Genomic DNA, 24,825 nt, shown 5'->3' with positions numbered 1-24,825 from the left:
CACTAAGTTTTTGATGTATTTTGATATTTTTATAAGTTTTAAAAAACGTCTACCAAGTTATTAATTAAAAACGCTGGTTCATACTGATTCCTATACCAGAATCGTCCGGATTATTGATTGCGTTTAGCTGCAAGTGAGATTGTTTGGTTGTTTTAAAGTTAAAGAAGAGCTCTACCGTATCTGGATTAATATTGCCTTTTTGATGATATTTAACGGTTTGAGTTTCAATATCTCCATTAGCATTCATGCCGGTTGGCAGGGTTAAATTAATATCGGAATTTAACAAAGTATTGTAGTTATAGGCTTGCACACCCCAGCTAGAATGGTTGTTTACTTGCTGTAAAACACCAAATTTAAATTGACCTAGTTCAACATTTTTAACGTCTAAATAACTACCGCTGGCCAATTGAGAATTTAGCAATTGGCCTGTTTGATATTGTCCAAATAATTGGGTTCCGTTGTTGTTGTACTGCAAAGCAAAGGTATTCATTTGGCTTAGGTTTTTATCACCAAAAGAGAAAGTTCCTGTTCCTTGTATTCCCATTAACGCATCCTGCTCTTCTCGTAATTGAGAAGAAACATTAATCGCAAAACTAGGTGTTAAATGGTAATTAACACCCACAGATTGCAGCTTGGCAAAGGTATGGTTATTTTGCACACCTTTTAGGGTAGGGGTTTGTTGTTCTTGAACAGCACTATATACAAATAAACCTGGAGTGATGTTTTGCATAATAGCTAAAGAATTACCAAAATCGTTTAGATTATTAGAATAAAAGTTTTGGCTTAAAGGGGTAAATTGAGACTCTACAAAACCATTTGAGCTATTACGAGCGTATTGAATTGCGAGTTGATCGTCTGAGATTTTAAGGTTTTTTAAATTATTCTCATTGTTGTAATCAAAACCAGCACTCACTGTAAACTTGGCAACTTCAGCTTGCGTGGTCAAACCAGGTTGAGCATTGGCCCAATAACGGTTCCATTCAATAGGTGTTTTTTCAATTTGAATGGCGGGAGTAATATCTACTGAAAAATCACGGTTGTAATTGTCAAAATAGGCGACGGATTTTAATGCCGATAAGCTAGCCAAGCCGCTTAATGAGGCAGGTACTTTAAGGGTTGACTCGCTTAGTGTGTAGCTTTGTTGGGTTTGCTGAGTTGATGCAGTAGATTTCAAGTTGCCAACAGGTGTTAAGGCAGCTTGTAAATCTAAAAGGCCTACGCCGTATGTTTCTGGAGCAGCGTAAATCCCACTGTTATTGGCGGTTGTCTTTAAAATCTCTACGGCTTGCTGAATAGTAAGTTGATCCCATGAAGATAATAATACCGCTAAGCTTCCACTTACAATTGGAGCGGCCATAGATGTTCCACTATAAGAAACCGTTCCTGTCGTCGTACTACCGTCAGCCGCTTTAATAGTGACACCAGGGACGGAAATAAATGTATTTTGAATTGCTGACATCACCGTTCCATCACAACTGGTGTCGGAAGTTCCTGGTACATCACTACAATTTCCTGGATAGTTTGAAAAGCTAGCGATACTACCACTATCGTCTAAAGCAATAACCGATAAAACCTGGTTATCAATACCCGTTTGTATAGCTAGATTTTTTGCGGTGTTATTATTGATAAAATGTTCAGCTCCAACAGGGTCACCAATTTCGTCATCTCCCCCATTACCAGCCGACACAATTAGGGCTGTATCGTTGTTTTCTAAAATTGTTTTATAGGCATTTAATTCGCTAGAGGTTCCACCCTGTGTAGAAAGATTTACCATACCGCTGATTGAAGTATTCATAATAGGAGTTTTATCAGCTAAATAGTCTGCTGCGGCGAGAACCGCAATGTTGTAGGTTTCTACGTTATCTTGAAACACATTAACAGGTAATAGAGTTGCTTCAGGTGCAATACCATATTCGCGGCCTAATGCAATAGAGGCAACATGAGTTCCGTGATGATAATCGGTATCAGTATCTATGTAATTATCAGAATAAATTAGCTGGTCGTTAATTGCATCATATTCAATTCCAGCAGCATCTAGATAATTGACTCGACTGGTTCCATCATCTCTATAAAACTCGATGTGGTTGGGGTTGACACCAGTATCGATAGTACCGATCGTAATGCCTTGACCTTTATAGCCGGCATCCCAAGCCGCGGTTGCATTGATTACTGTTTGTTGTTCTAGGGTTCCAGATATTGCTGATGTACCTAATGAGTCATAGGTTACCGGAACAAGTGGATCTCCATCAACATAGATGACAGTGGGCGTATTGTCGGCGGGTATAATGGTTTCACCGCCACCACCTCCTCCGCCGCAAGCGGTTAGGCTTGAGGCGATAAGGATAGTGAGACTTGATTGAATTAACCTTTTTTTAGAAAAGTATGTATTCTTTTTGTTATTCAAAGAAGAGTTAAGTTGCTTCGTTGTCATTTCTAAAAAATCCTGTTAATACCAATATTTAGAATTTAAAGCCTTTTAATAAAGAGTCTTTCAGTTTATCTTCTACTTTTTTCTGAACATCTTTCACAACTTCATCTTTTTTCTTTTCAATTTCGGCTTTGGCTTTGCCCTCAATTAAAGAGGCTAAATCAAGAGAGATAGAAGGATCTGTTAAATTTCCTTTAAGTTTAACTGGAATGGTTAAACCATTTAAATCCTTAAGATCTTCACCCCCTTGGCCTTTATCTGAAGCAACAATTTTTGTTTTAACAAGATAGTTAAGTTGTTCTTTGGCAATATCTACTGTTCCTGAACCATTAACACGCATAAAAGGTGCTTGAGCAGACAGTGTATTAGTATTCACGACACCATTTTTAATAGTGACATCGGCAATTAAAGAGCTAAAGTCTGTTTGTGGTGTTTTATCTTGAACGGTTGCTGGTTTACCGCTGATTTTAGCTTGAGCGTCACGAATCGTTTGAGCTAAGTTAAAGCCTTTAATAGCACCGTCTTTTAAATTCACTTTGGCAGTTCCGTTTAGATTTTTCTTAAATTCACTTACACGTTCACCTTTGGTGGTTATATCGGCATTAACTGTACCAGTTCCTTGAACTTTGTCGGTATCGGCAACGGCAAGTAGCACATCGCCAATTGGTAAATTCTTGGTGTTAGTTTTAACGCTATATTTAGGTATTTTTCCACTTACATCTAAACCTGCTATAACAACTGCTTGAGTATTGAAAATATCAGCTTTAAGAGGGTTCACCGTTAATTTACCCTTCGAACCTTTTGTCGTCATAATGATATTTTTTGGGTTGAGTTTATCGTAAGTTGCACTACCTACTTTGATTGTTCCATCAATTGTTAATTTACGCAGTAATTCAACAGGCAGTTCAATTTTGGCCTCTTCAGTTGCCTTTGTTTCTGGAGCAGGAGTAGCTTTTTCTGATTTAGGCGGTAAATAACGATTTACATTAATTTTATTTAACGCTAAATCATAACTGATATTTGGCGCATCAAACTGGCTGACCGATGCCTTACCTGTTAGTTCACTGTCGTCTAAAGTCAGTTTTAGGTTGTTGACTTTAACGGCTTGGGTTTTACTCGCAAATTGCACGCCTAACTTAGCTGCAAACTTAGTTAACGTGGTTTTATCGCTCATTTCAGGTAAGGTGACTTTCAGTTGTGTAAGTAGGTCACGTAAATTGGTTTGAGCAATATTCAAGTTGGCATCAACAATTGCATCAGAAGTGATTTGAGTGGCTTTTACACTTCCATCTGCGGTTAAATTTAATAGTTTTAAAGTCAGTTTAGGAAGCTCAGCAGTTTGTTTTGTAAGATCGATGTTAGCGGAGGTATTAAGATCAATAGTAGCCGAACCATTAGGAATACTTTCTCCTTTAACGTCTGAATTTAAAGCAATCTGTTTGGCACTAAAAGACTGGTTTTTAATATTTCCGCTTAAATCGGTGATATTTAGTTGCCCTTTAATTTTTTCTAAAGGGAATGATTCTCCACCGTCCACATCATAATCAATTGATAGGTTAGGGAGAGAAAGCACATCGTCTTTAATTGCAAATTCGGGTAGATTAATTTTAGTTGTGGCCTGCTTAACTGGGATGCCTTTACCGCTAACCGTATTTTCAATGTTCAGGTTGCGAATGGCATACTGACCGTCTTTATCTAGTTTAGCTTCTACATTGATGGCTAATTTATTAGACAGTTCTGGCTTACTTACTTCAGTATCAGCAGATAGGGCGATAGAAAAGAACTCACCAAAATTAATTGCACCACTACTAAGGTTTAGGTTTTTTAAGGTCACATCTTGCTGGTTTTGTGCATCATGCCATTTTACAAGACCATCTTTGATATCAATTCCGCCAAAATTTAAAGCGGCCAATTTATCCATTGGGTTTTCAGAAGACTCGTTGTCTTTTTTCTCATGATCGCTTGTTTCTGTGCTTGGTTTAACTAAGTCATCCCAGTTGGTTTTACCTTCAGCGTTGCGTTCAAGATTTAATGAAAGTCCGTGCAGGGTAAGAGTGTCCACTTCTAGTTTTTTGCTCAGTAACGGCAGTATGGCTGCACCGAGTTGGACTTTGTCTATTTTTATAAATGGAGTGTCATTAAATCCTTTTGCATTGCTGAGTGATGCGGATTCTAAGTTAATTCCTAGATGCGGAAAGATTGAAAGACTCATCGTTTCAACTTTAAAGTCGCGGCCTGTCTCTTTTTTGACTAAGGTGGTAATTTCATCACGGTAATCATTTGGATCGACTGTAACCACAATTACCGCAACGGCAATAATAATTACGGCAACGAAACCAGCTAAAACTTTAAGAATTAAACCAAATGCTTTCATGTGATGACTCCATCGTATTTTTACGAGCTTTTAATATAAAGAATATTAACAGATGAGTAAGACGAATCAATCTTTAGTTTATGAATTTTAAGTTAACTAGTTTCAAACTTGATTCAAACTAAAAGCAAGATCTTTAGCTTTATTGGATAGGCGTGTAGACAAAAATAGGTACATTTAATAAATTTTATCAATGTACCTAATTCTTTGAATGGGCGGGTTAAAAGTGGTCAAGAAAAGATCAAAAAATGTTCAAGAATATTTAGGGTTTTTTAATCCATTTTCCATCTATTTGGATGTATAAGCCAGAAGGTGTCTTTTGAATAGCTTTTTTACCTGCTAAAACTTCAATTTCACTTAAAGGAACGTTATGGTTTTGAGCAAGCTTTTGATATTGCTCTTTACGTGCTTGGTTAATCAGTTTTACAACTTCTTGAGCATCGTTTTGGTTTTTTATGACACCTAAATAGCCATTAGGTTGTTCACCCACCAGGCCTTGAGATTTAGCAGATCCTAACTGACTCATCGCTGCAGATAAATCCATTGACCAAACGTTGGCAGAAAAAGCTAATAAAATGCTCAGCATTAAAACTTGTGTCGATTTAAATAAAGTAGTCATCATTACTCTCCTAAAATAAGCCGCTAGAGCTGCTAAACATGTTATCGAGTTGTTTATCGATTTTAATTAGAATCTCATGTTGAATCTTAACGTTTAAGTTGATGTTTATAGGTTCATTAGGTAACGCAACTTGAACAGAAGGGGTGCAAGCTGTTAGTGAGCTAAAGGCAAAGGTTGCAATAATAAATGCACTTAATAAGCTCTTTTTTTGATGGGTTAATAAATTCATTGGTGTTGTGTGTGAGAGCATAGAAGACTCCATCTAGGTTAAATAACTTAATTCAAGTTTAGCAGATTAATAAACATCAGCTGTAATCTTGTTATTAATTTTTATATTAGCTTTACTTTTTAGTCAGTTTTATTGTTGAAGCTTTTCTTGGATGCGTTTTTTAATGGTTTCACTAACTTGATTACTTAACTGCATAGTTGTGATTAAGGCTGGTAAGTCCTCTTCTAAATTAATATTAAAATTGACTTGTCTACCATTTTCAACATTCGGATTTTTACCTTGTAAATGCAGTGTTAAGTGTAATGTTTTATTGGCATCATAAGTGACATTACTGTCTAAAACAGAATAATGAAAGTCTTCAAGTACGGTAAACACAAACTGCATACTTTGATGAGTTTGTTTAATGCTCGGAGCCGCTTTATATTGTATTAATCCACCAGGAGACTTTGCTTTGATTGCTCCTTTATCTAGAGTAAAAAAAGGCTGCTCTTGCAAGTTTAGACTAAATGGTAAATTGCCATGAATAATACCGCTACCTTTAATTTCTGCTGATGGGTATTGCTCTAATAAGGCTTTAATATCAATTTGAGACAGATGAAGTTGGCTGTTAATCGGTTGGCTTAAATCAAATGTTTGATTGTCTAACCAGGCCTGACCATTAAATAGTTTAGTATTAAATTGCGTTAATTTGAGTTTGCCTTGTAACCATGAATCAATCGATGTTTGGTAGTTTCCGTTAAAGACGGTGGGACCAAAAATTAAACCATGATTAATTTGTTTAATTTCTAAGTTATTAAACTCTGTTTTTAAAACGCCATGATTTAAGCTTAAATTAATCTTGCTGCTTACTTGGTTTAGAGTTGTTTCATTATAAATGCCACTTATACCTTTGGTATCTATTTCGGCCTTTGTATAAAGGATATTTAGCAAATTGGTATTATCATTTAAAGAGGATAAGTTGAGTTGTGTATTGCCTTTAGCTTTTAATTGGCCACTTCCTAGGGTGAGGAGTTTAGGCCAATCTTTAAAGGTTTTTTGAATTGGATTGCCTGCCAAGAGGTAAATATTGGGGATTTCCCAATCAGTGTATAGATTGTTAGGTTTATAAAAAGCATTATGAAAAACGACCAGGCCTGCTTTATTTGAAACACTGCCTTGAATATTGAGTTGATTGATTGAGCTTAATGTATTTGGTAGCTGGGATTGAATTTTGCCTCTCAAAGTCCATGCAAGTGGCTGTAGGTTTTGTTGCTCAACGCGATCTGTTTTTAATATATATTTAGCGGTGAATTGCTTTGTATTCAGTTTGTTAACATGGTCAGTGTTATTTGGATTTTTTGCATCAAATTTAGGTGCTAATTTTGGATTAGACAGCACTAAATCGATATTCTTCATTAATATCTGTTGCTTGTCTTTGGGCGAATAATTCAAATCTGCTTTAATGTTAATCGACTTCGCTGAAGCTTGTATTTCATCTAAAAACAAAGCTGGTTTGCTGTTCAGGATGAGATTATTTGTATTAATCTGCATTTTGCTTAGAACTAAGTTTTGGTCTTTATCTGAATAAACACCCGTTACATTAAATTTAGGTATTTGCAGATTAATATTAGAAACATCTAACTTGCCATTCAATTGAATCTCGCCAGATAGCTCATTGAGTAATTTTTGATTTGTTAAAGCAAGATTAACTTGCGAGAAATTTAGCAACCCACTATTTATGTTTAACTCTGGCGTTTTAGAAAGTTGAACTACACCCTCTGCTTGAAGTTTGGCAACGGCATCAGTCGCATTTTTTGAATTGATTGAATTGATTGAGTTTATAGACAGTTTAAAAGGTAAGGAGTTAAGTTTATCAATCTCTGTTACTTGTTTTTGAGATGAGCTTGCCAAGAATTTAAAGTCTTGAAAGGGTTTGATTTGTTGATTATCAAATAGCGCGATTGGTAGGCTTCTATGAAAAAATCCATTAGCATCTAAATCATAGGATTGGATCATGCCATTTTTAAAGGCTAGATTAGCTTTGATTGAGCCTTGAATAGAACCAATAGATGGGATAGGAAAGGGGGCGTTAAATTGTGCCTTTATTTCATTTGAAAACGCAATGGTGTTCAACAACTCAGCGATAGTTGTTTCAGTTTTAATACTTGTGAGTGAATCTACCAAAGAATCTAATTGAATAGTTGTATTTGTTTTTACTTCAAAATCAGAAGCAAAGTCTGAGTTTGAATTTGCAGACTCCTGACTCTCGAGGGCACTAACGTGGGGAGTCTTTACCGGCAAATACTGATTAAGATGATCTAACTCTAATGGCTGGCCAATCCAGTTTTGATAGATGGCTTGGATGTTTTGCCACTCTTTATCAATCGTATTATTTTTACCAGGCAATAAACCAGAAAAATGGTTGTGTACTGATAGTACTGGTAATTTTTGTTTTTCAGTAATTTTCCCCGCCTGAGAAAATTGCATGAGATTTGCGTTGCTATTAACGGCCTTTAGCTCACTATCAATTTTATATTCCAAACCTGTGTATGCATTATTTGAAGTATTTGCATTGCTTTCATTAGCAACATTATGGCTTTTTATATTGCTAGGTATTTTGATTAAAAGCCGAGTTTCTAACTGTGGGCTAGCAATCTCTTGGTCATGAAAGTTGAGGTGTCCTTGTGCCTGAATATCAGTATGTGTATTAATTATCTTTAAGTCTGCTGAACCTTTAACTGAGCATGAGCTTTGTGGGCAGGGTGCTTGAACAATAAAAGAAGTAATGTTTATTTTTTTAGGCAAGAATGCAAACCATTCAGGTTTGTTTTGAATGTTTTGTAGTTGACGTTTAAGGTTTTCAATCGTTTTATCTATAGAGTGCTTAGTATCCACTTTCGTTTGATTTTGCTGTGAATTTAAAATATTAATTTTAACAATACCAATTTCAACTTTGCTTAAAGTCAAATACGGAAAAATATCGTTTTTAGAGTCTGATTCACTTGAAGAGAAATGAATGTTTTCTAGTTGGATATCGAGTTGGTTATTAAAGGTGAAATCAATGTTTTTAAAGTTTAACGAACGATCTTTAATTTCATCAAACTGCCAGGAGTAATTACTGATTTTTTGTTCGGTCAGTTGCTGATTAATTAAATAGAGTGACGCTGTTATGACAATAGCTAAGAGTGCAATTGGCAAGAGTGCACTGATAACTAAAATTTTAGAAATACTACCTTTCCGGGACATTGTTCAATTCGACATTATTTATTTTTGCATTTGGCAACGGCATTCCAATAAGCTTGATTGGCATTTTTATCATTGGTTTTGCTATCCCAGAGATGGCTTTGTTTATCAATGCAGAGTTTTTCTTCTGATTTGCCGCAAGCACTAATTGAGAAAGTAACGACAAACATGCACAACCAGGTTAATAGTTTAGTTTTTGAGTGAATAGTTTTTGAGTAAAGAATAGATAAAGTATTCATAACGATCCCCGCAAATTATTTGTGTCGTAGTTTAGTGTTATATAAAAACGAAATTTAACACAATATAAGTTGAACTGAATTATCAGGATAACTATAAAAATGAAAAACGTCTATTTTTTGATGAGGTAGTTTCAAATAATAGGAGTAGTCATTTTTATATCGATAGGAAAACAGGTTGTTATTCAGTATCATAAGCATTAATAAAGCAAAATTTTGTGCGTTTTGGATGTGTGTTCATTCATTAAATAGAAATAAAAGGTCATTATGGATTCAATAGAAACACAGCTGTGGACTCAACGGTATTCAGATTATTTACAATCTTTGCCATCCAGGCCTGCACGTATTGTTTATCAACGTGATAGAGCTAGAGTAATTCATTCAGCTTCGTTTAGGCGTTTACAAGCTAAAACTCAAATATTTGGGTTAAGTGAATCTGATTTTTATCGTACTCGGTTAACGCATTCTATGGAAGTAGCCCAAATTGGATCTGGCCTGGTTGAGCAACTGATTACTATTGGAATGAATGAAAACGGCAAAGATGCTGATTACATGGAATGGTTACCGTCATTTTATTTGATTGAAGCCATCTGTTTAGCACATGATTTGGGACACCCGCCTTATGGTCATGGAGGAGAAGTCGCTTTAAATTATATGATGCGACATTATGGTGGCTTTGAAGGCAATGCTCAAACCTTAAGAATCTTAGCTCAATTGGGTGAATACACCGCTAAAAATGGCTTAGATCTATCGCGCAGAACGGCTTTGGGGGTGATGAAGTATCCTGCGATTTATAATGATGTTATTGCTTCAAACACAACATACCTTGCTCAACTGCAAGAACCTCAAGTCGATGATTTTAGAACCTTGCAGATGAATCGTTGGTCACCACCAAAAAGCTTGTATCTAGAAGAAAAAGCCCTGTTTGATTGGGTTTTGGCTCCATTTTCAACAGAAGATAAATTGCGTTTTACGCAATTAATTGACTGTAAAGGCTGTCATCGTCAAACCCAATATAAAGCACTAGATACTACGATTATGGAGTTAGCCGATGATATTGCTTATGGTATTCACGATTTAGAAGATGCCGTTGCTATGAAGATGGTCGCTCGTGAATTGTGGCAAGCTGAAGTGATGGAAAACCCTTCATTTAAAAAGTACGCTTTATGGGACGATTCAATGACGGATTTATTGTTTAGTGAATCTTCAAAAGGGCGAAAACATGCGGTCAGTAAAATGGTAGGTATTATGGTCGAGTCTATTTTTATGGATGAAAATACCGATTTTGAACACCCATTGTTGCGTTATCAAGCCCGTTTAAAAGAGGGTGAAACGGCGGTTTTGGAGTTGTTAAAAAACTTTGTTTTTAAGAATGTGATTACCATCCCTGAAGTTAAACAAATGGAATACAAAGGCCAGTTAATTGTTTTGGAGTTGTTTAAATCACTTAGAGCAAACCCAAGTGCTTTATTGCCATCTAACTCGTTTGAAAAATATCAAAGAGCTGAGACCGAACAAGCTAAGCAGAGAGTTATTTCAGATTATATTGCTGGGATGACAAATACCTATGCTTCAAGGCTTTACGCTAAATTGTTTACTCCAACTCAGGGTTCAATTTTTGATAGGTTATAGTGTTTTAATTGGATTTGAGTTGGTTTAAATGGATTTAAATTTAGGGTTAAATTTAATGTTTAGGTAAGTAGTATTTTTTTGCAATAAAGGGCTTTATTGAATTCAAGCTCTTTAAGTTTGCATCTTGTTTTTGTTGATTCAATTCTATTTGTGTTGGTTCAATTTGATTTAGATCAAGGTCTTGTTCAGCTAAATTACCAGGCCTGGTAAAATTATATTTTGATAATTGTTCTAAAGCCCAATCAATATGCTCATCTACTAAAGAACTGATTAACCCTCGTTTGTTTTGTAATGCAGTGATGGCTAGATTTGTATTTTGCTGCGTACTTTGCATATTGCCAATAGCAACCGCTAAATTACGATTCCACTGTGCATAACCAATACGGCGAATTGCTGAACCTTCAAAACGTTTCATAAATTCGGTTTCGGTCCACTCCCAAAGTTCTAAAAGTGTAGCAGAATCCATGTCATTCAGGGTTTTGAACGCAGATTCATTTGTTGGTTCGGTAAATTTATTCCACGGACAAACAAGTTGGCAATCATCACAACCATAAATACGGTTACCCATCAACGCTCTGAACTCGGTTGGAATTGAACCTGTAAACTCAATCGTTAAATAAGAAATACAACGCCTAGCATCAACAACCGCATTATCAACGATTGCTTGGGTTGGACACTCTACAATACACGCGTTGCACGGTCCGCAACCTTGTTTGGTAAAAGGGGCATCAACTGGTAAATTAAGGTTGGTGTATATTTCACCTAAAAAGAACCAAGATCCAGCTCTAGGATGAATAATCAAACTGTTTTTACCAATAAAACCAAGCCCCGCTTTTTCAGCAATCGGCCTTTCAAGTACGGGAGCACTATCTGAAAAAGCCCGATATTGAAAGTTTTCAGTAACGTCATCAATTTTATTGGCTAAAGCCTGCAAACGTTTACGCATGAGTTTGTGATAATCTTTACCTAATGCATAACGTGATATATAAGCCTTATCGGTGGAATGCAGTTGCTGAGTAGCATGACTAGAATTAGAGTCAAAATAGTTCATGCGTACACTAATAATGGCGGTTGTACCCGGCTCTAGTTCGTTTGGGCGAGTACGTTTTGTTCCGTGCCGCTCCATATAAGCCATTTCGCCATGAAAATTTTCACCTATCCAGTTAAAATAATCGGCCTCATAAGCTGATAGCTGAATATCAGAGATACCAATATCTGCAAAACCAAGTTCTTTTCCCCACTGTTTAATTTGTGAGACAAGCGTTTCGGGAGTCATATTGGATAAATTGTTGCAAATTTGAGCTGGTTTCATGTGTGATAGTGTATCAAATTAGAATTGTTGCAATTGCACCACATATTGAGTTGGTAGCAAGAAATAAATTGCATGTTAGGCGGAATTTTTATGAGTGTAATGAACAGATATCTAACCTTGCTAAACATAGATGAGTGAAACTGATGAGTATAGAGATAAAACTACTTAATGAATCTGAAAGTATTGATTTTGCAAGGGAAATGGCATGTCTGGTAGAAAAGAATGGTGATTTTAAAGATGGGTTAATGGTCTATTTATATGGTGATTTGGGTGCTGGAAAGTCATTTTTTTCACGTGCTTTTGTACAGTATTTTATACCAGGTCAAAAAGTCAAAAGTCCAACCTATACGATAGTTGAAAGTTACAATTATTCTATAAATACGATACATCATCTTGATTTATATAGACTTTGCGATCCAGAAGAGTTAGAGTATTTAGCTATAAGGGATTTGCTGAAGAAAAATTATGTGGCTTTAATTGAGTGGCCACAAAAAGGAGCCCCGATTTTACCTAAAGCTGACGTTGAGTTAGAGTTTGTTTACCAGGACGAAGGTAGAAAGGTTGTGGTCAAAGGGGTTTCAGATAAAGGCAGGTTGCTAGAACAGCAGATAATGGCTACAAACTAGTTAAAAATGCCAAAAAAATGGCGTTTATAGTGGCACGTTATTTGTTTGTATTGTCTTGAGAGTAAGCGAAAGTAAAAACATAAAAAGGCTAAATGAATGAAATCGCTAAATTTGACTAAAAAAACAATTACCGTAACGTTGGCGGCATTTACACTTTTGTGGATGCAAAATGCTATTGCTGGTGGTGACCTGTCATCTATGCGTATTGGGCAAGTTAAAGATAAAACGCGTGTTGTGTTTGATTTAACTAAGGCTCAGACATATAAAGTGACTGAACTGGCAAACCCAGCTCGTATAGTGGTTGATTTTTACAATACAGATAATTCACTCTCATTTAAAAAGAAAATTATTACGGATAGTCGATTATTTAAAATTCGTGTATCAGATAACCGTAAACGTGTAAGAGTTGTTTTAGATTTACACAAATCGCCAGAATATAAAGCTTTTATGTTGGATGACAAACGCAATAAATCTAGACTGGTTGTTGATTTAACCGATAAGCATAGAAAAAACATATCTCATGTTGCGGTTAAAAAAACAGTTAAACCAGTAAGTCATGTCAAGGTTGCAAAAGCATCTATAGCAGTGAAGCCATCAAACAAAGCTAATCTAGCAAATTCAAATTCCAAACCCCAGCAGACTTCTCAAAAAGCTTTAATAGAACATTCAAATCAAAATAAGAGTGTGGTTAATACGACTAATAAAAAAGTCGTTCCATTAGTTAAATTGGCTAAAGTTAATAAATCTGGCCAAGCACTTAAATTGTCTAAACCTGACAATGTTATAGATGAAAATACGCAACGCCTTCTTAATAAAGAGAGTGCTATTTTAGCGGCTAGTCAAGAATTTATTGTTGCGATTGATGCAGGGCATGGAGGTAAAGATACTGGAGCAATTGGCTATAATCATATCTATGAAAAAGATGCGACTTTAAAAATGGCTAAAGAATTGAAGAAAATCATAGATTCTCAACCAGGCATGCATGCTGTTCTTACGCGTGATAGAGATATTTTTATTCCGCTTTCTAAACGTGTAAAAATTGCTAAAGAAAAAAATGCAGATCTTTTTATCTCCATTCACGCCGATGCTTTTCATGACCACTCTGTAAGAGGAGGTTCTGTTTATGTACTTTCTGAGCGTGGTGCAAGTAGCACTATGGCCAAATTGCTGGCTAGAAGTGAAAATGCTTCATTACAAGATGTAAGTTTAGATGGTATGGACCAAGATGTTGCATTTGCTTTAAGTGATTTATCAAGAGAGGCTAATGTTAAATCAAGTCGCAAGCTAGCTTCGACAGTTTTAAAAGAGATGCAGAAAAAAGTCAAAATGCATAAGCATTCGGTACAGTCTGCTGGTTTTGCTGTTTTAAAATCCATTGATATGCCGTCATTGTTGATTGAGACCGCTTTTATTTCAAATCCACATGAGGCTCGAAACTTAATGAGTCATGGTTTCCGTGTCAAAATGGCAAGTGCGATTGCTGATGGTTTAAATAAGTACGTTAAGCAACAAACTAGAAAGCCGCAATGGGGTGATACACTTTTTGTTCATTATAAAGTACAAAAGGGCGACACTCTCTCGCAAATAGCGGCGAGCTATGAGGTAAGTACACACACATTAAAGAAACTTAACGGCATTAAAAATGCTAACTCTCTTTATGTTGGTAAAAAACTTAAAATTCCAGTATCAGATAAATTGGTAGCGGGTATCTAGCTTTAAATTTAAAAAATAGCAGATAATAAATTTAATTATCAAATTTATTCTATAAGGCACCTCATTTATTGAAGGTGCTTTTTTGTTTTTAAGGGAGCTTAATTTAGATTAAGAAATTTAGATTAAGAATTTAATGGCTAAACAAAGCTAATAAAAAGATTACTTCAAAGTTAACTTCAGTCAAATAGGTTGAAACCATTTTCAGTTAAAACCCCATCTAAAGGGACATCCCAAGGTTCTTTTGGTAGCTTTTCTACTCTTTGGCATTCATGAGCCCAGCCGATCAGTTTTGTTGGATGGGTTTTGTTTTGTATTTTAAATTCAAAGGTGCGATCGTAATAACCACCACCCATACCTAGGCGATTGCCTTGATTATCAAAACCAACTAATGGCATAAAAACCCAATTTATCTGTTTACCATCTAAATGTTCACTATGAGGAACTGAAGGCTCTAATATTCCAAATTGGTTGGCGGTTAATTTACTGTTTTTAGTATAGTGAGCAAAGGCCATGTGCCATTCATCTAAAGTTTCTAAAACAGGTAAATACACTTCATGTGCTGTGTTTTGCCAAAGATATTCTATGGTTTTTTGAGTGTGTAACTCACCATCTTGGGATAAGAATAAGGCGATTTTTTGAGGTGTTTTAAATTCAGTTGAAGTTTCAATTAGCTTTTTTACAGCTTCAAAGGCTTGCTCAGAATGTTGTGATTGCTGAATAGGTGATAAGTTTTGGCGAATTTCTCTAAGCTGTTTACGTAAGCTTGTTGAGTCAAGAGTCATCATGGATTGAGGTTCTCGATAAAAGAAAAAGCACATAGCCACCAAACTAAAATCCCTAGACCGTAAAGTCCAGGTGGCAGTCTCCTCAAGAAATTTAGGCTTCTCGGGTTAGCCAAGCTAACGAGATGCACACCATTTCAAGTTTCTGACCCCAATATTGTAATTATCGGAACGGGGTTTATGTTTGGTAACCATATGCCGTGAAGTAATTATACCAAATTGATTAAAGTAAATGCTTGAGGAGTGAGTGTTTTTTTGACTAGTTTTATTAATCGATTGATGTAAATATCACTAATAATAAGTAGGCTTGCTTAGAGTTTTACGTTTTGCCTAATAAGTTTAGCTGCTATAAGATTAGGAGTTTGATGTGTTTTCTAAAGAAGCTTCGTTGGCAACTTGGTTGATAACGGTATCCAACTGATCTTCTAGTCTTAGGGTATATTGGGTGGTGTCTTCTTTTAGCTGAAGATAGTCAAAGCATAAATTAAGAGCAACCATTAAAACTTTGCTTTCGCCTTTAAGTCCTGGAAGTTGGTCAAGTTTATCTTCCAGTAGAGTGGCCGCCTCAATTAATTTGTCACGCTCGTGGGCTTCACATGGAATTTCAAAAGTATGATTCATTAATGTTAACGTTAGCACGGTGGCACTCCTGGCTATTGATTTTAAAGAAAAGCATTTGAAATAAAAGGAGATTTAATTTCTTAAAACTTCAGATCGCTTTTTTGTTGTTTTGGTTTAACGATTAGATTAAGCGTTAACCATTTCAATTATGATATTATTCCCCAATCGTAGAAGTTTAACAAGAGATAGTTGTAATGGATTTTGATCAAGTCAATGAGGTGATTGCACCTTTTCCAGAACTCGAGTCACCTGCTTTTATACAAGGTATGTTGATTGGTTTATTGTGTGGTGATAGTGATATTCAAGAAGCGGTTTGGATAAAAAAGCTAATTGAAGAAGCTCAAATTAAATCGGTAAAAGAGTCATTTTTAAAAGTTTTGGATGAAGTCTTTCAAGAGACGAATAAGGGGATGAATGGTTCTGGTTTTGAACTTAATCTTTGTATTCCTGATGACTCTGAATCTTTAGTGTTTAGAGCCGCAATGTTAGGGCAGTTATGTGAAGGTGTTCTATATGGTTTGGGGCTAATTGGTGCTCTAAATGAATCAGAAAATGAGATTCCAAAAGAAGTACGAGAGTTAGTGGATGATTTTGGTCAAATTTCGCGAATTGATGTCGCAGGTTTAAGTGATTCAAAAGAATTAACTGATGCTGAAGAAGCCGACTTTATGGAATTAGTTGAATTTGTGCGTGTGGGTATTTTAACGATTAATGAAGAGTTAAATCCAACTCAAGCACCGCCTATTATGGATGCTATGCCTGATTCTGATACACTGCACTAAAACAACTTATACATAAAATAACGTAAAAATCAGATTGAAATGTGCCTAAGTCACAAACAAGATTCAGTAAAAGAGTAAATCGATGGATAATCCCCTTTTTTATCAAAAAAACCGCCAATCTTTACTAGAAAAAATGCCTAACAACAGTGTTGCGATTATTGCTTCTGGTGAGGAGCAAATTCGAAATCGCGATGTAGAATTTCCTTTTAGAGCGGATAGTGATTTTATTTATTTAACCGGTTTTACTGAACCTGACTCCGTTCTATTCTTAATTAAGCAAGATAACACGCAAAGTGTGCTTTTTTTGCGTCCAAAAGATCCAGAGCAAGAAACCTGGCAAGGAAGACGTTTAGGTGTTGATGCGGCAAGTAAAACTTTATTAATTGACCAGGCCTGGTCAATTACCGAGCTTGATGAAAAAGCAATTGAACTTCTTGAAAACATAGAGTCAATTTATATCAGTTTTTCTCATCTTGCTGATTGGAATGAATCTTTAAATGATTGGATTGGTTTGCTAAAGCAAAAGGTTCGTAAAGGTATTTCTGCTCCATCTAATATTTGTGATTTAGATAAAATTCTTCATGAAATGCGAGTGTTTAAATCTGAGCAAGAAATTGAGTATATGCGTAAAGCGGCTCAAATCTCGGTAAGTGGTCATTTAGCAGCGATGAAAGCGGTTTTAAATAGTGATTATGAATATCAAGTTCAAGCTGAGCTTGAGTCTGCTTTTGTAAAGCAAGGGTCACCGCGGGTTGCATTTAGCTCAATTGTAGCTTCTGCTGAAAATGCCTGTATTTTGCATTACACAGAGAACCGTTCAAAAATTAATAAACAATCATTGTTATTGGTTGATGCAGGTGCCGAATGGCAAAGTTACGCTGGAGATATCACCACAACTTTTCCTGCCAGTGGTAAGTTTTCAAAACCTCAAGCAGAGCTTTATGAGCTGGTTTTAGATGCTCAGCAAGCAGCCATTCAAGCCATTAAACCTGGGGGCAGTTATGATCAAGCCCATCAGGCATCGGTTAAGGTGTTGACAACAGGCCTGGTAAAATTAAATATTTTGCAAGGTGATGTGGATGAGCTGATTGAATCAGAAGCTTATAAAGACTTTTTTATGCATGGTACTGGCCACTGGTTAGGTATGGATGTACATGATGTGGGCGAATATAAAGTTAACCAGCAATGGCGAGATTTTGAAGCAGGTATGGTGGTGACAGTTGAACCTGGCCTGTATATTTCAGCAGAACACGAAAATGTTGATAGTAAGTGGCACAATATTGGGATTCGTATTGAAGATGATGTGCTTGTTACACAAACGGGTAATGAGGTTTTAACAACAGGCTTACCAAGAACCGTTAACGAGATTGAGCAATGGATGGCATCTTGTCAAGAGTAACGTGTCAGGACTAAGGTTCTGCTAATTTCACTTTATCTCTTTTGGTAATTGAAAATAAATTTGAGCAAATACATTTATGACAAATAACACCAATCAAACTAAAAAAACTCACGCAGATGTTTTTATTGCGGGAGGAGGTCCTGTTGGTTTAATGCTTGCAATAGGCTTGTCTCAGCAAGGTAAAAAAGTCGTGTTGGCTGAGCGTTATTTGCCAGAAGAGAATGATCTCTCAGATGTGAAAAATTCATTTGATGGCCGAGTGCTTGCTATTTCAAAAGGATCACAAGTCTTTTTGCAAAATATTGGTGTTTGGAGTGATTTACAAAAAATTACCACGCCCATTGAGCATGTTCATGTATCCCAAAAGGGTTATATGGGAATTACCACCTTACACGCTGAAGAAGTTGATGTTGATGCTTTGGGGTTTAGTGTGCAGTCTAGTGATTTAGGAACTGTGCTTTGGAAGTGGGCAAAGACCTCTAAAAATATAACGCTATTGTGTCCGGCAGTCGTAGAAAATTTTGTTCAAACAGATGAATCAGTGGAAATAACCGTAAAAATCAATTCTGAGCAAGAGTATCAAAACGATAGCCAAAAAGACATAGAAAATCATAATTACCAGATTATCTCAGCTCAGGTGGTCATAGGTGCAGATGGCACTCAATCAAAAGTTAGAGAGATATTGGGCTTGGCAATTGAAGAGAAGTCATACGATGCATTTGGCATTTTAGCTCAAATTGAAACAGAGCAGCACCCACATGGTTGGGCTTATGAGAGGTTTACTAAAGACGGCCCTGTTGCTTTGCTACCAATGCATGGACATGCACATAAAGCGGTTTTGGTTTGCCCAAAAGATCAGGTCGATCATATTATGGGATTAGATGATGAAAACTATCTGGCCTTGTTTGCTTCAAAAATGGGTGAAAGATTAGGGCGTTTTGTTAAGGTGAGTCCACGTATCGCTTATCCACTTAAAGAAACTTATGTGCCTCAAATGACCAAAGGTAGAGCGGTATTGATGGGTAATGCCTCACATACTCAACACCCAGTTGCTGCACAAGGTTTAAATCTTGGTATTCGTGATATTGAGGTCTTTTTAAAAGGTTCTTTACAGCAAACAGATTTAGGTGATCAGACCTGGTTAAATGAGTATGCTTCACAAAGAGAAGTAGATCACCAAAAAGTAATGGGATTAACCGATGGTTTAATTCAGATTTTTCAACACTCGTCACCCGTTGTTGGGCATCTTAGAGGAGTTGGTTTAATGGCTATGCAGGCAATGCCAGGATTAAAACGCAGGTTTTCTAAATTTGCTATGAGAGGTCGTCAAGTATGAGCCATGTCACAGAAGAAGCCAATTCATTGAATAGAGCCGCTGGTTTAACTGAAAAAGTTTGGGATGCCATTATTGTCGGTGGTGGCATGGTAGGTGCCGCAGCGGCTTTAGGTTTAGGGCAGCAAGGCATGCAAGTGTTATTGCTTGAAAAAAAGCCCATAGATTTGCAATGGGATAAGGATTCTCCTTACCAAATTCGAGTGAGTGCTTTAACCCGAGCATCCGAAAAAATTTTAAAAAATCTTGGTGCATGGCAAGGTATCGAAAATCGACGTTATCATCCATTTACCGCTATGCACGTTTGGGATGAAATTACACCAGGAGAAGTGCATTTTTCTGCTCAAGAAATGAACGAACCTAATCTAGGTTACACGGTAGAAAACGACATTATTCAAGCGAGTTTGTGGGAGCAGGTTGAAAAATGTGAAGGCATAGAAGTTTTATTTGATGCCGAACTTGAAAGCTTAGAGTTTAAAAATTACCAGGCCTGGTTAGGCATAAAAAACATTGGGGTCTTGCAAACTCATTTGCTGGTTGGTGCAGACGGAGCGTCTTCTAGTGTTCGTCAATTAGCTAATATTGGTTTAGATACTCATGATTATGAGCAATGTGCTGTTGTGGGTTGTGTAAAAACCGAGCTTTCGCATCAAGATACTTGCTGGCAAAGATACACTAAAGATGGTCCGTTTGCGTTTTTATCAATGGATAATAATGTCAGCTCAATTGCTTGGTATCTACCTATAGACAAAATGCAGTGGGCATTAAGTTTATCTGACGACGATTTTGCCAGAGAGATTTCTCAGGTTTCTGAGTATAAGTTAGGACAAGTGATTGAAGTATCTGTAAGAGGGGCTTTTCCTTTAGTGAGAAGACACGCTGAGCACTATGTTAAGGCAAACTTGGCATTAGTAGGTGATGCTGCTCATACTATTAATCCACAGGCTGGACAAGGTGTAAATCTTGGCTTATTAGATGCTGCAGCTTTGGTCGAGGTAGTCTTAAATGCGAGAGCGGCCTCCAAAAATTGGGGAAGTTTTGCTGTATTAAGAAAGTATGAGAGATGGCGTCGTGGTGATAATGCGATTGTGCAACGGTCTATGGAAGCTTTTGACTGGCTGTTTAAGCAAAATGCCTCTTTAAAAGCAGTAATTAGAAAGCCATTATTGCCGCTAGCTAATAAAATGACATTAGTTAAGAATTGGTTGATGAGTCAAGCTTTGAACGGCAGAGAAGCTTTACCAAAGCTTGCTAAGAACGTGCCTAAAAGTGAATAAAATTTAAAGATGATTAATAAAGTTTAATTAAGCTATGCAAATGAAAATAAATGTTTTATTAGGTGTTGCGGGTGTTAACAAGTTAGAGTCAGAGAAAGCTCTTAAGGTTGGGAGATTATTCCAGTTTTTAGTACTTTTGGCTTTATTAGTTGTGTTTGCACAAGTCGTTATGTCTTTTACGGACTTCGCCATTGAGGCAGATTGGGTAACCAATACTGTTTGGCTAGTGTTTTTTTTAGAGTTAGTAGTTAACCTCTATAATGTTAAAAATAGAGTAAGGTACTTAAAAGAAAACTGGCTAAATGTGTTAATTGTTGTCATAGCTTTCCCAGGTGTTTCTTGGGGTAGTGAGTGGGCTTTAATCGTTCGTTCACTGCGTCTGTTATTATTTGTTCGTTTTTTAACTAGTTTCTTTAAAGATTTTATCTCAATATTAAATCGCAATCGTTTTGGTCAGATCTTGGTAGCATCTGCTTTTATCATTTTTGGAGCGGGTGCACTGTTTGCATACATAGAAGATAAAAGCTTATGGGATGGTGTTTGGTATTCTTTAGTGACTATTACCACTGTGGGTTATGGTGATATTGTTCCCACCACTCAGTCCGGACGAGTTTTTGGCATCTTTTTAATTCTTTTTGGTGTAGTCTTCTTCTCTTTAGTTACCGCAAATATTGCTGCGTTTTTAATTGGTTCTGAACAGCGTAAACTGGAAATTGATATTCTTGATTATATGAAGGCGACTGAAAAACGTCTTATTAGTCAGCAATTAATGAACGATAAGCATGTTGATCGTATTATTCAACATATGAGTAGTGAGATTAAAGAGCTTAAGATTGAGATTCAAAAAATCAAACATGATAAAGAAAGCAGTAGATAGGCTTTTTAATCTTATTTTTACGCTTTATTTATAAATAATTAGGATTTGGTTAACCTGTTAATAAATGTAGTAAAGTTACATATTTTGAGGCGTTTTTGTGTCTTGGTAAGCAATAAGTTAAAAAAGCTTTATATGCAGATTAAGTTCATTGACTTTTTATAAGTAAACGCCTATATTCATTTCACTCAAATTCAGTTTATAGAGCATAAAAGGAAATTACGGATGGCAGATAGACGTCTTCAGGTTTTTCACACTGTTGCAAAGGTCATGAGCTTTACTAAAGCAGCAGAGACGCTTCACATGACACAACCTGCGGTAACATTCCAAGTTAAACAGCTTGAGGATTTCTTCAATACTCGTCTTTTTGATAGAACTCACAATAAAATCACTTTGACAGATGCTGGTAAAGTCGTATATGACTATGCTGATCAAATTCTCGAACATTATGAGAAGATGAATAGCAAAGTGCGTGAGTTAACAGGAGAGGTAACGGGAACTTTAGTGATTGGTGCAAGTACGACCATTGCAGAGTATATGTTACCAAGCCTTTTAGGTGCATTTAAAAAGCAATTTCAAGATGTAAATATTCGTTTACAGGTAGGTAATACTGACGCGATTGTTTCTATGGTTGAAAACAATATGATTGACTTAGGTTTGGTTGAAGCACCTGTGCAAAATAAAAACCTAGAAGTTGATGTTTGTCGTATTGACGAGATGCAGCTGATTTGCCCTCTAGATCACCCATTAGCCAAGCGCGATAAGGTGACTGTTGAAGACTTCCGTAAGTATGGTTATATTTCTCGTGAAGAGGGGTCAGGTTCGCGTTCAGTTATTGATACATATATTCGTGAGCAAGGTTTTAGCTACAGTGATTTGAATGTGGTTATGGAGCTAGGTAGTCCTGAAGCGGTTAAAATGGCTGTTGAATCTGAAGTTGGCTTAGCTGTTGTTTCTCGTACTACACTTTCAAAAGAGCTGCGTTTAGGCACTCTTAAAGCAATTCCGTTAGATCCTCCTATTTTACGTCCTTTTTCTCATGTAAGACAAAAGCACAAATTCCGTCATAGAGCAGTAGGCGAGTTATTAGAGTTTGCAGTGGAGTATTGTCGTGACAGAGCTACTGAGTTAGGCTTTAGAGTACCTACTGAAGATGAACAATCTTTAGGTAGAACAAAATAAGTAGAACAAAGTAAATAGTTTAGTTAGATAAAATTATAGTTTTACTTTATAAAAAAAAGGCCCGAAAGGGCCTTTTTTGTTTTCTATGATTTAACTTTACTATAAGTTGTCAGATGCAAATTCTGCTAGTCTAGAACGCTCGCCTTGTTGTAAGGTGATATGAGCACTGTGTTGCCATTTTTTGAAACGATCAACAATATAGGTTAATCCTGTAGTTGTTTCAGTTAAGTAGGGTGAGTCTATTTGCCCAATGTTTCCTAAACAAACTACTTTTGTGCCTTCGCCTGAACGAGTTACTAGTGTTTTCATTTGCTTTGGCGTAAGGTTTTGTGCTTCATCAAGAATAATGAATTTTTTCTGAAAAGTACGTCCACGCATAAAGTTCATTGATTTTATTTTTATACGTTTACTTAGTAGGTGCTGAGTGCTCTCTTTTTCCCAGTCGGTATAGCCATCAGAGTCTGTCAAAACTTCGAGGTTATCCATTAAAGCACCCATCCAAGGGGTCATTTTCTCTTCTTCCGTACCTGGTAAAAAACCAATGTCTTCACCAACAGGAATCGTGGCTCGAGTCATAATAATTTCATTGTAGATATTTAAATCTAGGGTTTGCTCAAGAGCTGCTGCTAATGCCAGTAGGGTTTTTCCTGTTCCTGCTGTTCCTAAAAGAGAAACAAAATCGATGTCAGGATCCATTAGGTAGTTTAAAGCAATATTTTGTTCTGTATTTCGAGCATTAATACCCCATATGGAGTGATTGGGGTTTTGATAATCATGCAGATACTCTAAAATTGCATTGTTATGGTTTACTTCTCTAACGATGGCGTTAAACCCAGCATCGTTTTGGCTAATTAGGCATTGATTTGGAAACCATTTAGATTTTTCATCAATGGCTAGTTCATAGAAAGTTCGACTACCTTCTTGCCAAGACTTCATTGAATGGCCGTGTTTTTCAAAGAAGTGCGGTTCAAGCATTTCCCAGCCCGTATAGAGTAAATCAGCATCTTCTAAAACGCGATCATTATAATAATCTTCAGAGTGTAGCCCTACGGTTGAAGATTTAATACGCATGTTTATGTCTTTCGTGACTAAGGTAACATTTCGTTCGCTGTATTTTGTTCTAAGAGCTAGGCCTGTTTTTAAAATATGGTTGTCAGCTTTATGGCTAGGTAAGGAGCTTGGTAGATCAAATGCTAATGGTTCAGTTTCAAAAAAAAGTCTTCCTAGGCGTAAAGATTCCTGGTTTGGGTTAGGGTGAATTCTTTCAAGCGAAAGACCGGCTTTAATATCTTCAAATGTTGCATCACTGATTATTTCATCAATCAAACGATTGGTTTCACGAACGTTGCGTGAAACTTCTGACATTCCTTTTTTACCCGCATCAAGTTCCTCTAGAACAGTCATGGGGATGAAAATATCATGCTCTTCAAAATTAAATAGAGCCATTGGGTCGTGCATTAATACATTGGTATCTAAGATAAATAACCTTTTAGGTTCATTGGTCATGATGCATCCTTTACGGGTTTACTTGGTGGGTACTTAGAGTTTTTATTACATTTTGTACTTGGTTTATTTACATGGTTTTTATGAAGTCCAATACTTCTTGAGCGTGTCCTTTTACTTTTACATTTGGCCAAATGTGGATGAGAGTTCCTGTTTTATCAAATAAATAAGTGCTTCTGACTATTCCCATATATTCTTTACCAAAGGTTTTTTTCATTTGATACGTACCAAAAAGATTACAAAATTCCGCTTCTGGATCGGATATTAAATCGAATGAAAAGCCTTGTTTGGCTTTGAAATTATCATGTCGTTTCATGCTGTCTAATGAAACACCAAATATTTGTGTATTGTGCTTTTTAAAATCTGCTTGGAGTGCTGTGAAATCACGTCCTTCGGTTGTGCACCCCGGCGTGCTGTCTTTAGGGTAAAAATAAATAACGGTATATTTGTCTTTTAAGTTGGTGTTGGTAAGGGTTAGATTTGATGTTGCATTTACTGAGAAGGGAGGAAGTTTTTCGCCAATTTTTATACTCATTAATTTTTTTCCATATTTAAAGGTTGACGGTTTCAGTATGCCCAACTTTTTGAAGCTTATCAACCGTATTTGATTACTGGGTTTACATATTTTTACCTAGACCACGTTAAGAGGTTCGAGGTTAATAAATTTAGACACTCAAATGGTCT

General features: G+C 36.4%; 20 protein-coding genes. 9 read left to right on the top strand and 11 right to left on the bottom strand.

Translation table 11 applies throughout. The features are described 5' to 3' along the window. Positions 1-64 precede the first annotated feature (64 nt). The 6 genes from ACORJQ_RS09280 to ACORJQ_RS09255 all read right to left on the bottom strand — a co-directional run bounded on the left by ACORJQ_RS09280 (position 65) and on the right by ACORJQ_RS09255 (position 9,108). Positions 65-2,431 carry a S8 family peptidase gene (locus ACORJQ_RS09280; protein ID WP_321323929.1) on the bottom strand — a complete coding sequence of 789 codons (2,367 nt, stop codon included), beginning with the start codon at positions 2,429-2,431 and terminating at the stop codon, positions 65-67. Between the two features lie 28 nt (positions 2,432-2,459). Continuing rightward, the gene (locus tag ACORJQ_RS09275; protein ID WP_321323927.1) at positions 2,460-4,802 is read right to left on the bottom strand and encodes an AsmA family protein; all 2,343 of its coding nucleotides are present in this window, start codon (positions 4,800-4,802) and stop codon (positions 2,460-2,462) included. Positions 4,803-5,061: 259 nt separating this feature from the next. Continuing rightward, a complete protein-coding gene (locus ACORJQ_RS09270; protein ID WP_321323925.1) occupies positions 5,062-5,421 on the bottom strand; it encodes a YdbL family probable chaperone protein in 360 nt (119 codons plus the stop codon). 7 nt (positions 5,422-5,428) lie between these two features. After that, the gene (locus tag ACORJQ_RS09265) at positions 5,429-5,668 is read right to left on the bottom strand and encodes a YnbE family lipoprotein (RefSeq protein WP_321323924.1); all 240 of its coding nucleotides are present in this window, start codon (positions 5,666-5,668) and stop codon (positions 5,429-5,431) included. 108 nt (positions 5,669-5,776) lie between these two features. Beyond that, entirely contained in the window at positions 5,777-8,824 is a 3,048-nt protein-coding gene (locus ACORJQ_RS09260) for an intermembrane phospholipid transport protein YdbH family protein (RefSeq protein ID WP_321323923.1), read from the bottom strand. Between the two features lie 62 nt (positions 8,825-8,886). Next, a complete protein-coding gene (locus ACORJQ_RS09255; protein WP_321323921.1) occupies positions 8,887-9,108 on the bottom strand; it encodes a hypothetical protein in 222 nt (73 codons plus the stop codon). 264 nt (positions 9,109-9,372) lie between these two features. Here ACORJQ_RS09255 and ACORJQ_RS09250 point away from each other — a divergent pair, with 264 nt between their 5' ends. After that, positions 9,373-10,737: an anti-phage deoxyguanosine triphosphatase gene (locus ACORJQ_RS09250; RefSeq protein WP_321323918.1), complete on the top strand. Its 1,365-nt coding sequence runs from the start codon at positions 9,373-9,375 to the stop codon at positions 10,735-10,737. A 52-nt stretch (positions 10,738-10,789) separates the two neighbouring features. Here the strand turns inward: ACORJQ_RS09250 and queG are convergent, their stop codons facing one another. Then, entirely contained in the window at positions 10,790-12,049 is a 1,260-nt protein-coding gene (queG, locus tag ACORJQ_RS09245) for a tRNA epoxyqueuosine(34) reductase QueG (RefSeq protein WP_321323916.1), read from the bottom strand. A gap of 143 nt (positions 12,050-12,192) precedes the next feature. Here queG and tsaE point away from each other — a divergent pair, with 143 nt between their 5' ends. Both tsaE and ACORJQ_RS09235 read left to right on the top strand, forming a co-directional pair. Further along, positions 12,193-12,675: a tRNA (adenosine(37)-N6)-threonylcarbamoyltransferase complex ATPase subunit type 1 TsaE gene (tsaE, locus tag ACORJQ_RS09240; RefSeq protein ID WP_321323915.1), complete on the top strand. Its 483-nt coding sequence runs from the start codon at positions 12,193-12,195 to the stop codon at positions 12,673-12,675. A 96-nt stretch (positions 12,676-12,771) separates the two neighbouring features. After that, complete coding sequence (locus ACORJQ_RS09235; RefSeq protein WP_321323913.1) at positions 12,772-14,388, top strand: N-acetylmuramoyl-L-alanine amidase; 1,617 nt, start codon at positions 12,772-12,774, stop codon at positions 14,386-14,388. Positions 14,389-14,564: 176 nt separating this feature from the next. Here ACORJQ_RS09235 and ACORJQ_RS09230 read toward each other — a convergent pair whose 3' ends face one another. Further along, positions 14,565-15,173 (bottom strand): 5-formyltetrahydrofolate cyclo-ligase, encoded by a 609-nt coding sequence (locus tag ACORJQ_RS09230; protein WP_321323911.1) that lies wholly within the window; start codon positions 15,171-15,173, stop codon positions 14,565-14,567. A 351-nt stretch (positions 15,174-15,524) separates the two neighbouring features. After that, a complete protein-coding gene (locus tag ACORJQ_RS09225; protein WP_321323910.1) occupies positions 15,525-15,809 on the bottom strand; it encodes a cell division protein ZapA in 285 nt (94 codons plus the stop codon). Positions 15,810-15,985: 176 nt separating this feature from the next. Here ACORJQ_RS09225 and ACORJQ_RS09220 point away from each other — a divergent pair, with 176 nt between their 5' ends. From ACORJQ_RS09220 to ACORJQ_RS09195, 6 genes are all read left to right on the top strand, one after another. Beyond that, positions 15,986-16,573 (top strand): UPF0149 family protein, encoded by a 588-nt coding sequence (locus ACORJQ_RS09220; RefSeq protein WP_321323909.1) that lies wholly within the window; start codon positions 15,986-15,988, stop codon positions 16,571-16,573. An 82-nt stretch (positions 16,574-16,655) separates the two neighbouring features. Then, complete coding sequence (pepP, locus tag ACORJQ_RS09215) at positions 16,656-17,972, top strand: Xaa-Pro aminopeptidase (protein WP_321323906.1); 1,317 nt, start codon at positions 16,656-16,658, stop codon at positions 17,970-17,972. Positions 17,973-18,048: 76 nt separating this feature from the next. Next, positions 18,049-19,308 carry an FAD-dependent monooxygenase gene (locus ACORJQ_RS09210; RefSeq protein ID WP_321323904.1) on the top strand — a complete coding sequence of 420 codons (1,260 nt, stop codon included), beginning with the start codon at positions 18,049-18,051 and terminating at the stop codon, positions 19,306-19,308. Then, complete coding sequence (locus tag ACORJQ_RS09205; RefSeq protein WP_321323903.1) at positions 19,305-20,582, top strand: UbiH/UbiF/VisC/COQ6 family ubiquinone biosynthesis hydroxylase; 1,278 nt, start codon at positions 19,305-19,307, stop codon at positions 20,580-20,582. The genes ACORJQ_RS09210 and ACORJQ_RS09205 overlap by 4 nt, the downstream gene beginning before the upstream one ends. Before the next feature lie 40 nt (positions 20,583-20,622). Further along, a complete protein-coding gene (locus ACORJQ_RS09200; RefSeq protein ID WP_321323901.1) occupies positions 20,623-21,459 on the top strand; it encodes a potassium channel family protein in 837 nt (278 codons plus the stop codon). A 222-nt stretch (positions 21,460-21,681) separates the two neighbouring features. Then, positions 21,682-22,638 (top strand): LysR family transcriptional regulator, encoded by a 957-nt coding sequence (locus ACORJQ_RS09195; RefSeq protein WP_321323899.1) that lies wholly within the window; start codon positions 21,682-21,684, stop codon positions 22,636-22,638. A 99-nt stretch (positions 22,639-22,737) separates the two neighbouring features. Here the strand turns inward: ACORJQ_RS09195 and ACORJQ_RS09190 are convergent, their stop codons facing one another. Beyond that, positions 22,738-24,144, bottom strand: coding sequence for a PhoH family protein (locus ACORJQ_RS09190; RefSeq protein ID WP_321323897.1), 1,407 nt, complete (start codon positions 24,142-24,144; stop codon positions 22,738-22,740). A gap of 67 nt (positions 24,145-24,211) precedes the next feature. Continuing rightward, on the bottom strand, positions 24,212-24,676 hold the full coding sequence (locus ACORJQ_RS09185; protein ID WP_321323895.1) for a peroxiredoxin: 465 nt from the start codon (positions 24,674-24,676) through the stop codon (positions 24,212-24,214). Positions 24,677-24,825: the final 149 nt, after the last annotated feature.

The sequence above is a fragment of the Thiomicrorhabdus sp. genome (assembly GCF_963662555.1).
In the GTDB taxonomy this organism is placed as follows: domain Bacteria; phylum Pseudomonadota; class Gammaproteobacteria; order Thiomicrospirales; family Thiomicrospiraceae; genus Thiomicrorhabdus.
The sequence above is the reverse complement of the archived record's forward strand: the minus strand, read 5'-3'. Positions and strand labels throughout refer to the sequence as shown.

Excerpts from the sequence above, each read along its gene's own strand:
- ACORJQ_RS09280 (WP_321323929.1), bottom strand. The coding sequence starts at position 2,431 with ATGACAACGAAGCAACTTAACTCTTCTTTGAATAACAAAAAGAATACA.
- ACORJQ_RS09275 (WP_321323927.1), bottom strand. The coding sequence starts at position 4,802 with ATGAAAGCATTTGGTTTAATTCTTAAAGTTTTAGCTGGTTTCGTTGCC.
- ACORJQ_RS09270 (WP_321323925.1), bottom strand. The coding sequence starts at position 5,421 with ATGATGACTACTTTATTTAAATCGACACAAGTTTTAATGCTGAGCATT.
- ACORJQ_RS09265 (WP_321323924.1), bottom strand. The coding sequence starts at position 5,668 with ATGCTCTCACACACAACACCAATGAATTTATTAACCCATCAAAAAAAG.
- ACORJQ_RS09255 (WP_321323921.1), bottom strand. The coding sequence starts at position 9,108 with ATGAATACTTTATCTATTCTTTACTCAAAAACTATTCACTCAAAAACT.
- ACORJQ_RS09250 (WP_321323918.1), top strand. The coding sequence starts at position 9,373 with ATGGATTCAATAGAAACACAGCTGTGGACTCAACGGTATTCAGATTAT.
- queG (WP_321323916.1), bottom strand. The coding sequence starts at position 12,049 with ATGAAACCAGCTCAAATTTGCAACAATTTATCCAATATGACTCCCGAA.
- tsaE (WP_321323915.1), top strand. The coding sequence starts at position 12,193 with ATGAGTATAGAGATAAAACTACTTAATGAATCTGAAAGTATTGATTTT.
- ACORJQ_RS09235 (WP_321323913.1), top strand. The coding sequence starts at position 12,772 with ATGAAATCGCTAAATTTGACTAAAAAAACAATTACCGTAACGTTGGCG.
- ACORJQ_RS09230 (WP_321323911.1), bottom strand. The coding sequence starts at position 15,173 with ATGATGACTCTTGACTCAACAAGCTTACGTAAACAGCTTAGAGAAATT.
- ACORJQ_RS09220 (WP_321323909.1), top strand. The coding sequence starts at position 15,986 with ATGGATTTTGATCAAGTCAATGAGGTGATTGCACCTTTTCCAGAACTC.
- pepP (WP_321323906.1), top strand. The coding sequence starts at position 16,656 with ATGGATAATCCCCTTTTTTATCAAAAAAACCGCCAATCTTTACTAGAA.
- ACORJQ_RS09210 (WP_321323904.1), top strand. The coding sequence starts at position 18,049 with ATGACAAATAACACCAATCAAACTAAAAAAACTCACGCAGATGTTTTT.
- ACORJQ_RS09205 (WP_321323903.1), top strand. The coding sequence starts at position 19,305 with ATGAGCCATGTCACAGAAGAAGCCAATTCATTGAATAGAGCCGCTGGT.
- ACORJQ_RS09200 (WP_321323901.1), top strand. The coding sequence starts at position 20,623 with ATGAAAATAAATGTTTTATTAGGTGTTGCGGGTGTTAACAAGTTAGAG.
- ACORJQ_RS09195 (WP_321323899.1), top strand. The coding sequence starts at position 21,682 with ATGGCAGATAGACGTCTTCAGGTTTTTCACACTGTTGCAAAGGTCATG.
- ACORJQ_RS09190 (WP_321323897.1), bottom strand. The coding sequence starts at position 24,144 with ATGACCAATGAACCTAAAAGGTTATTTATCTTAGATACCAATGTATTA.
- ACORJQ_RS09185 (WP_321323895.1), bottom strand. The coding sequence starts at position 24,676 with ATGAGTATAAAAATTGGCGAAAAACTTCCTCCCTTCTCAGTAAATGCA.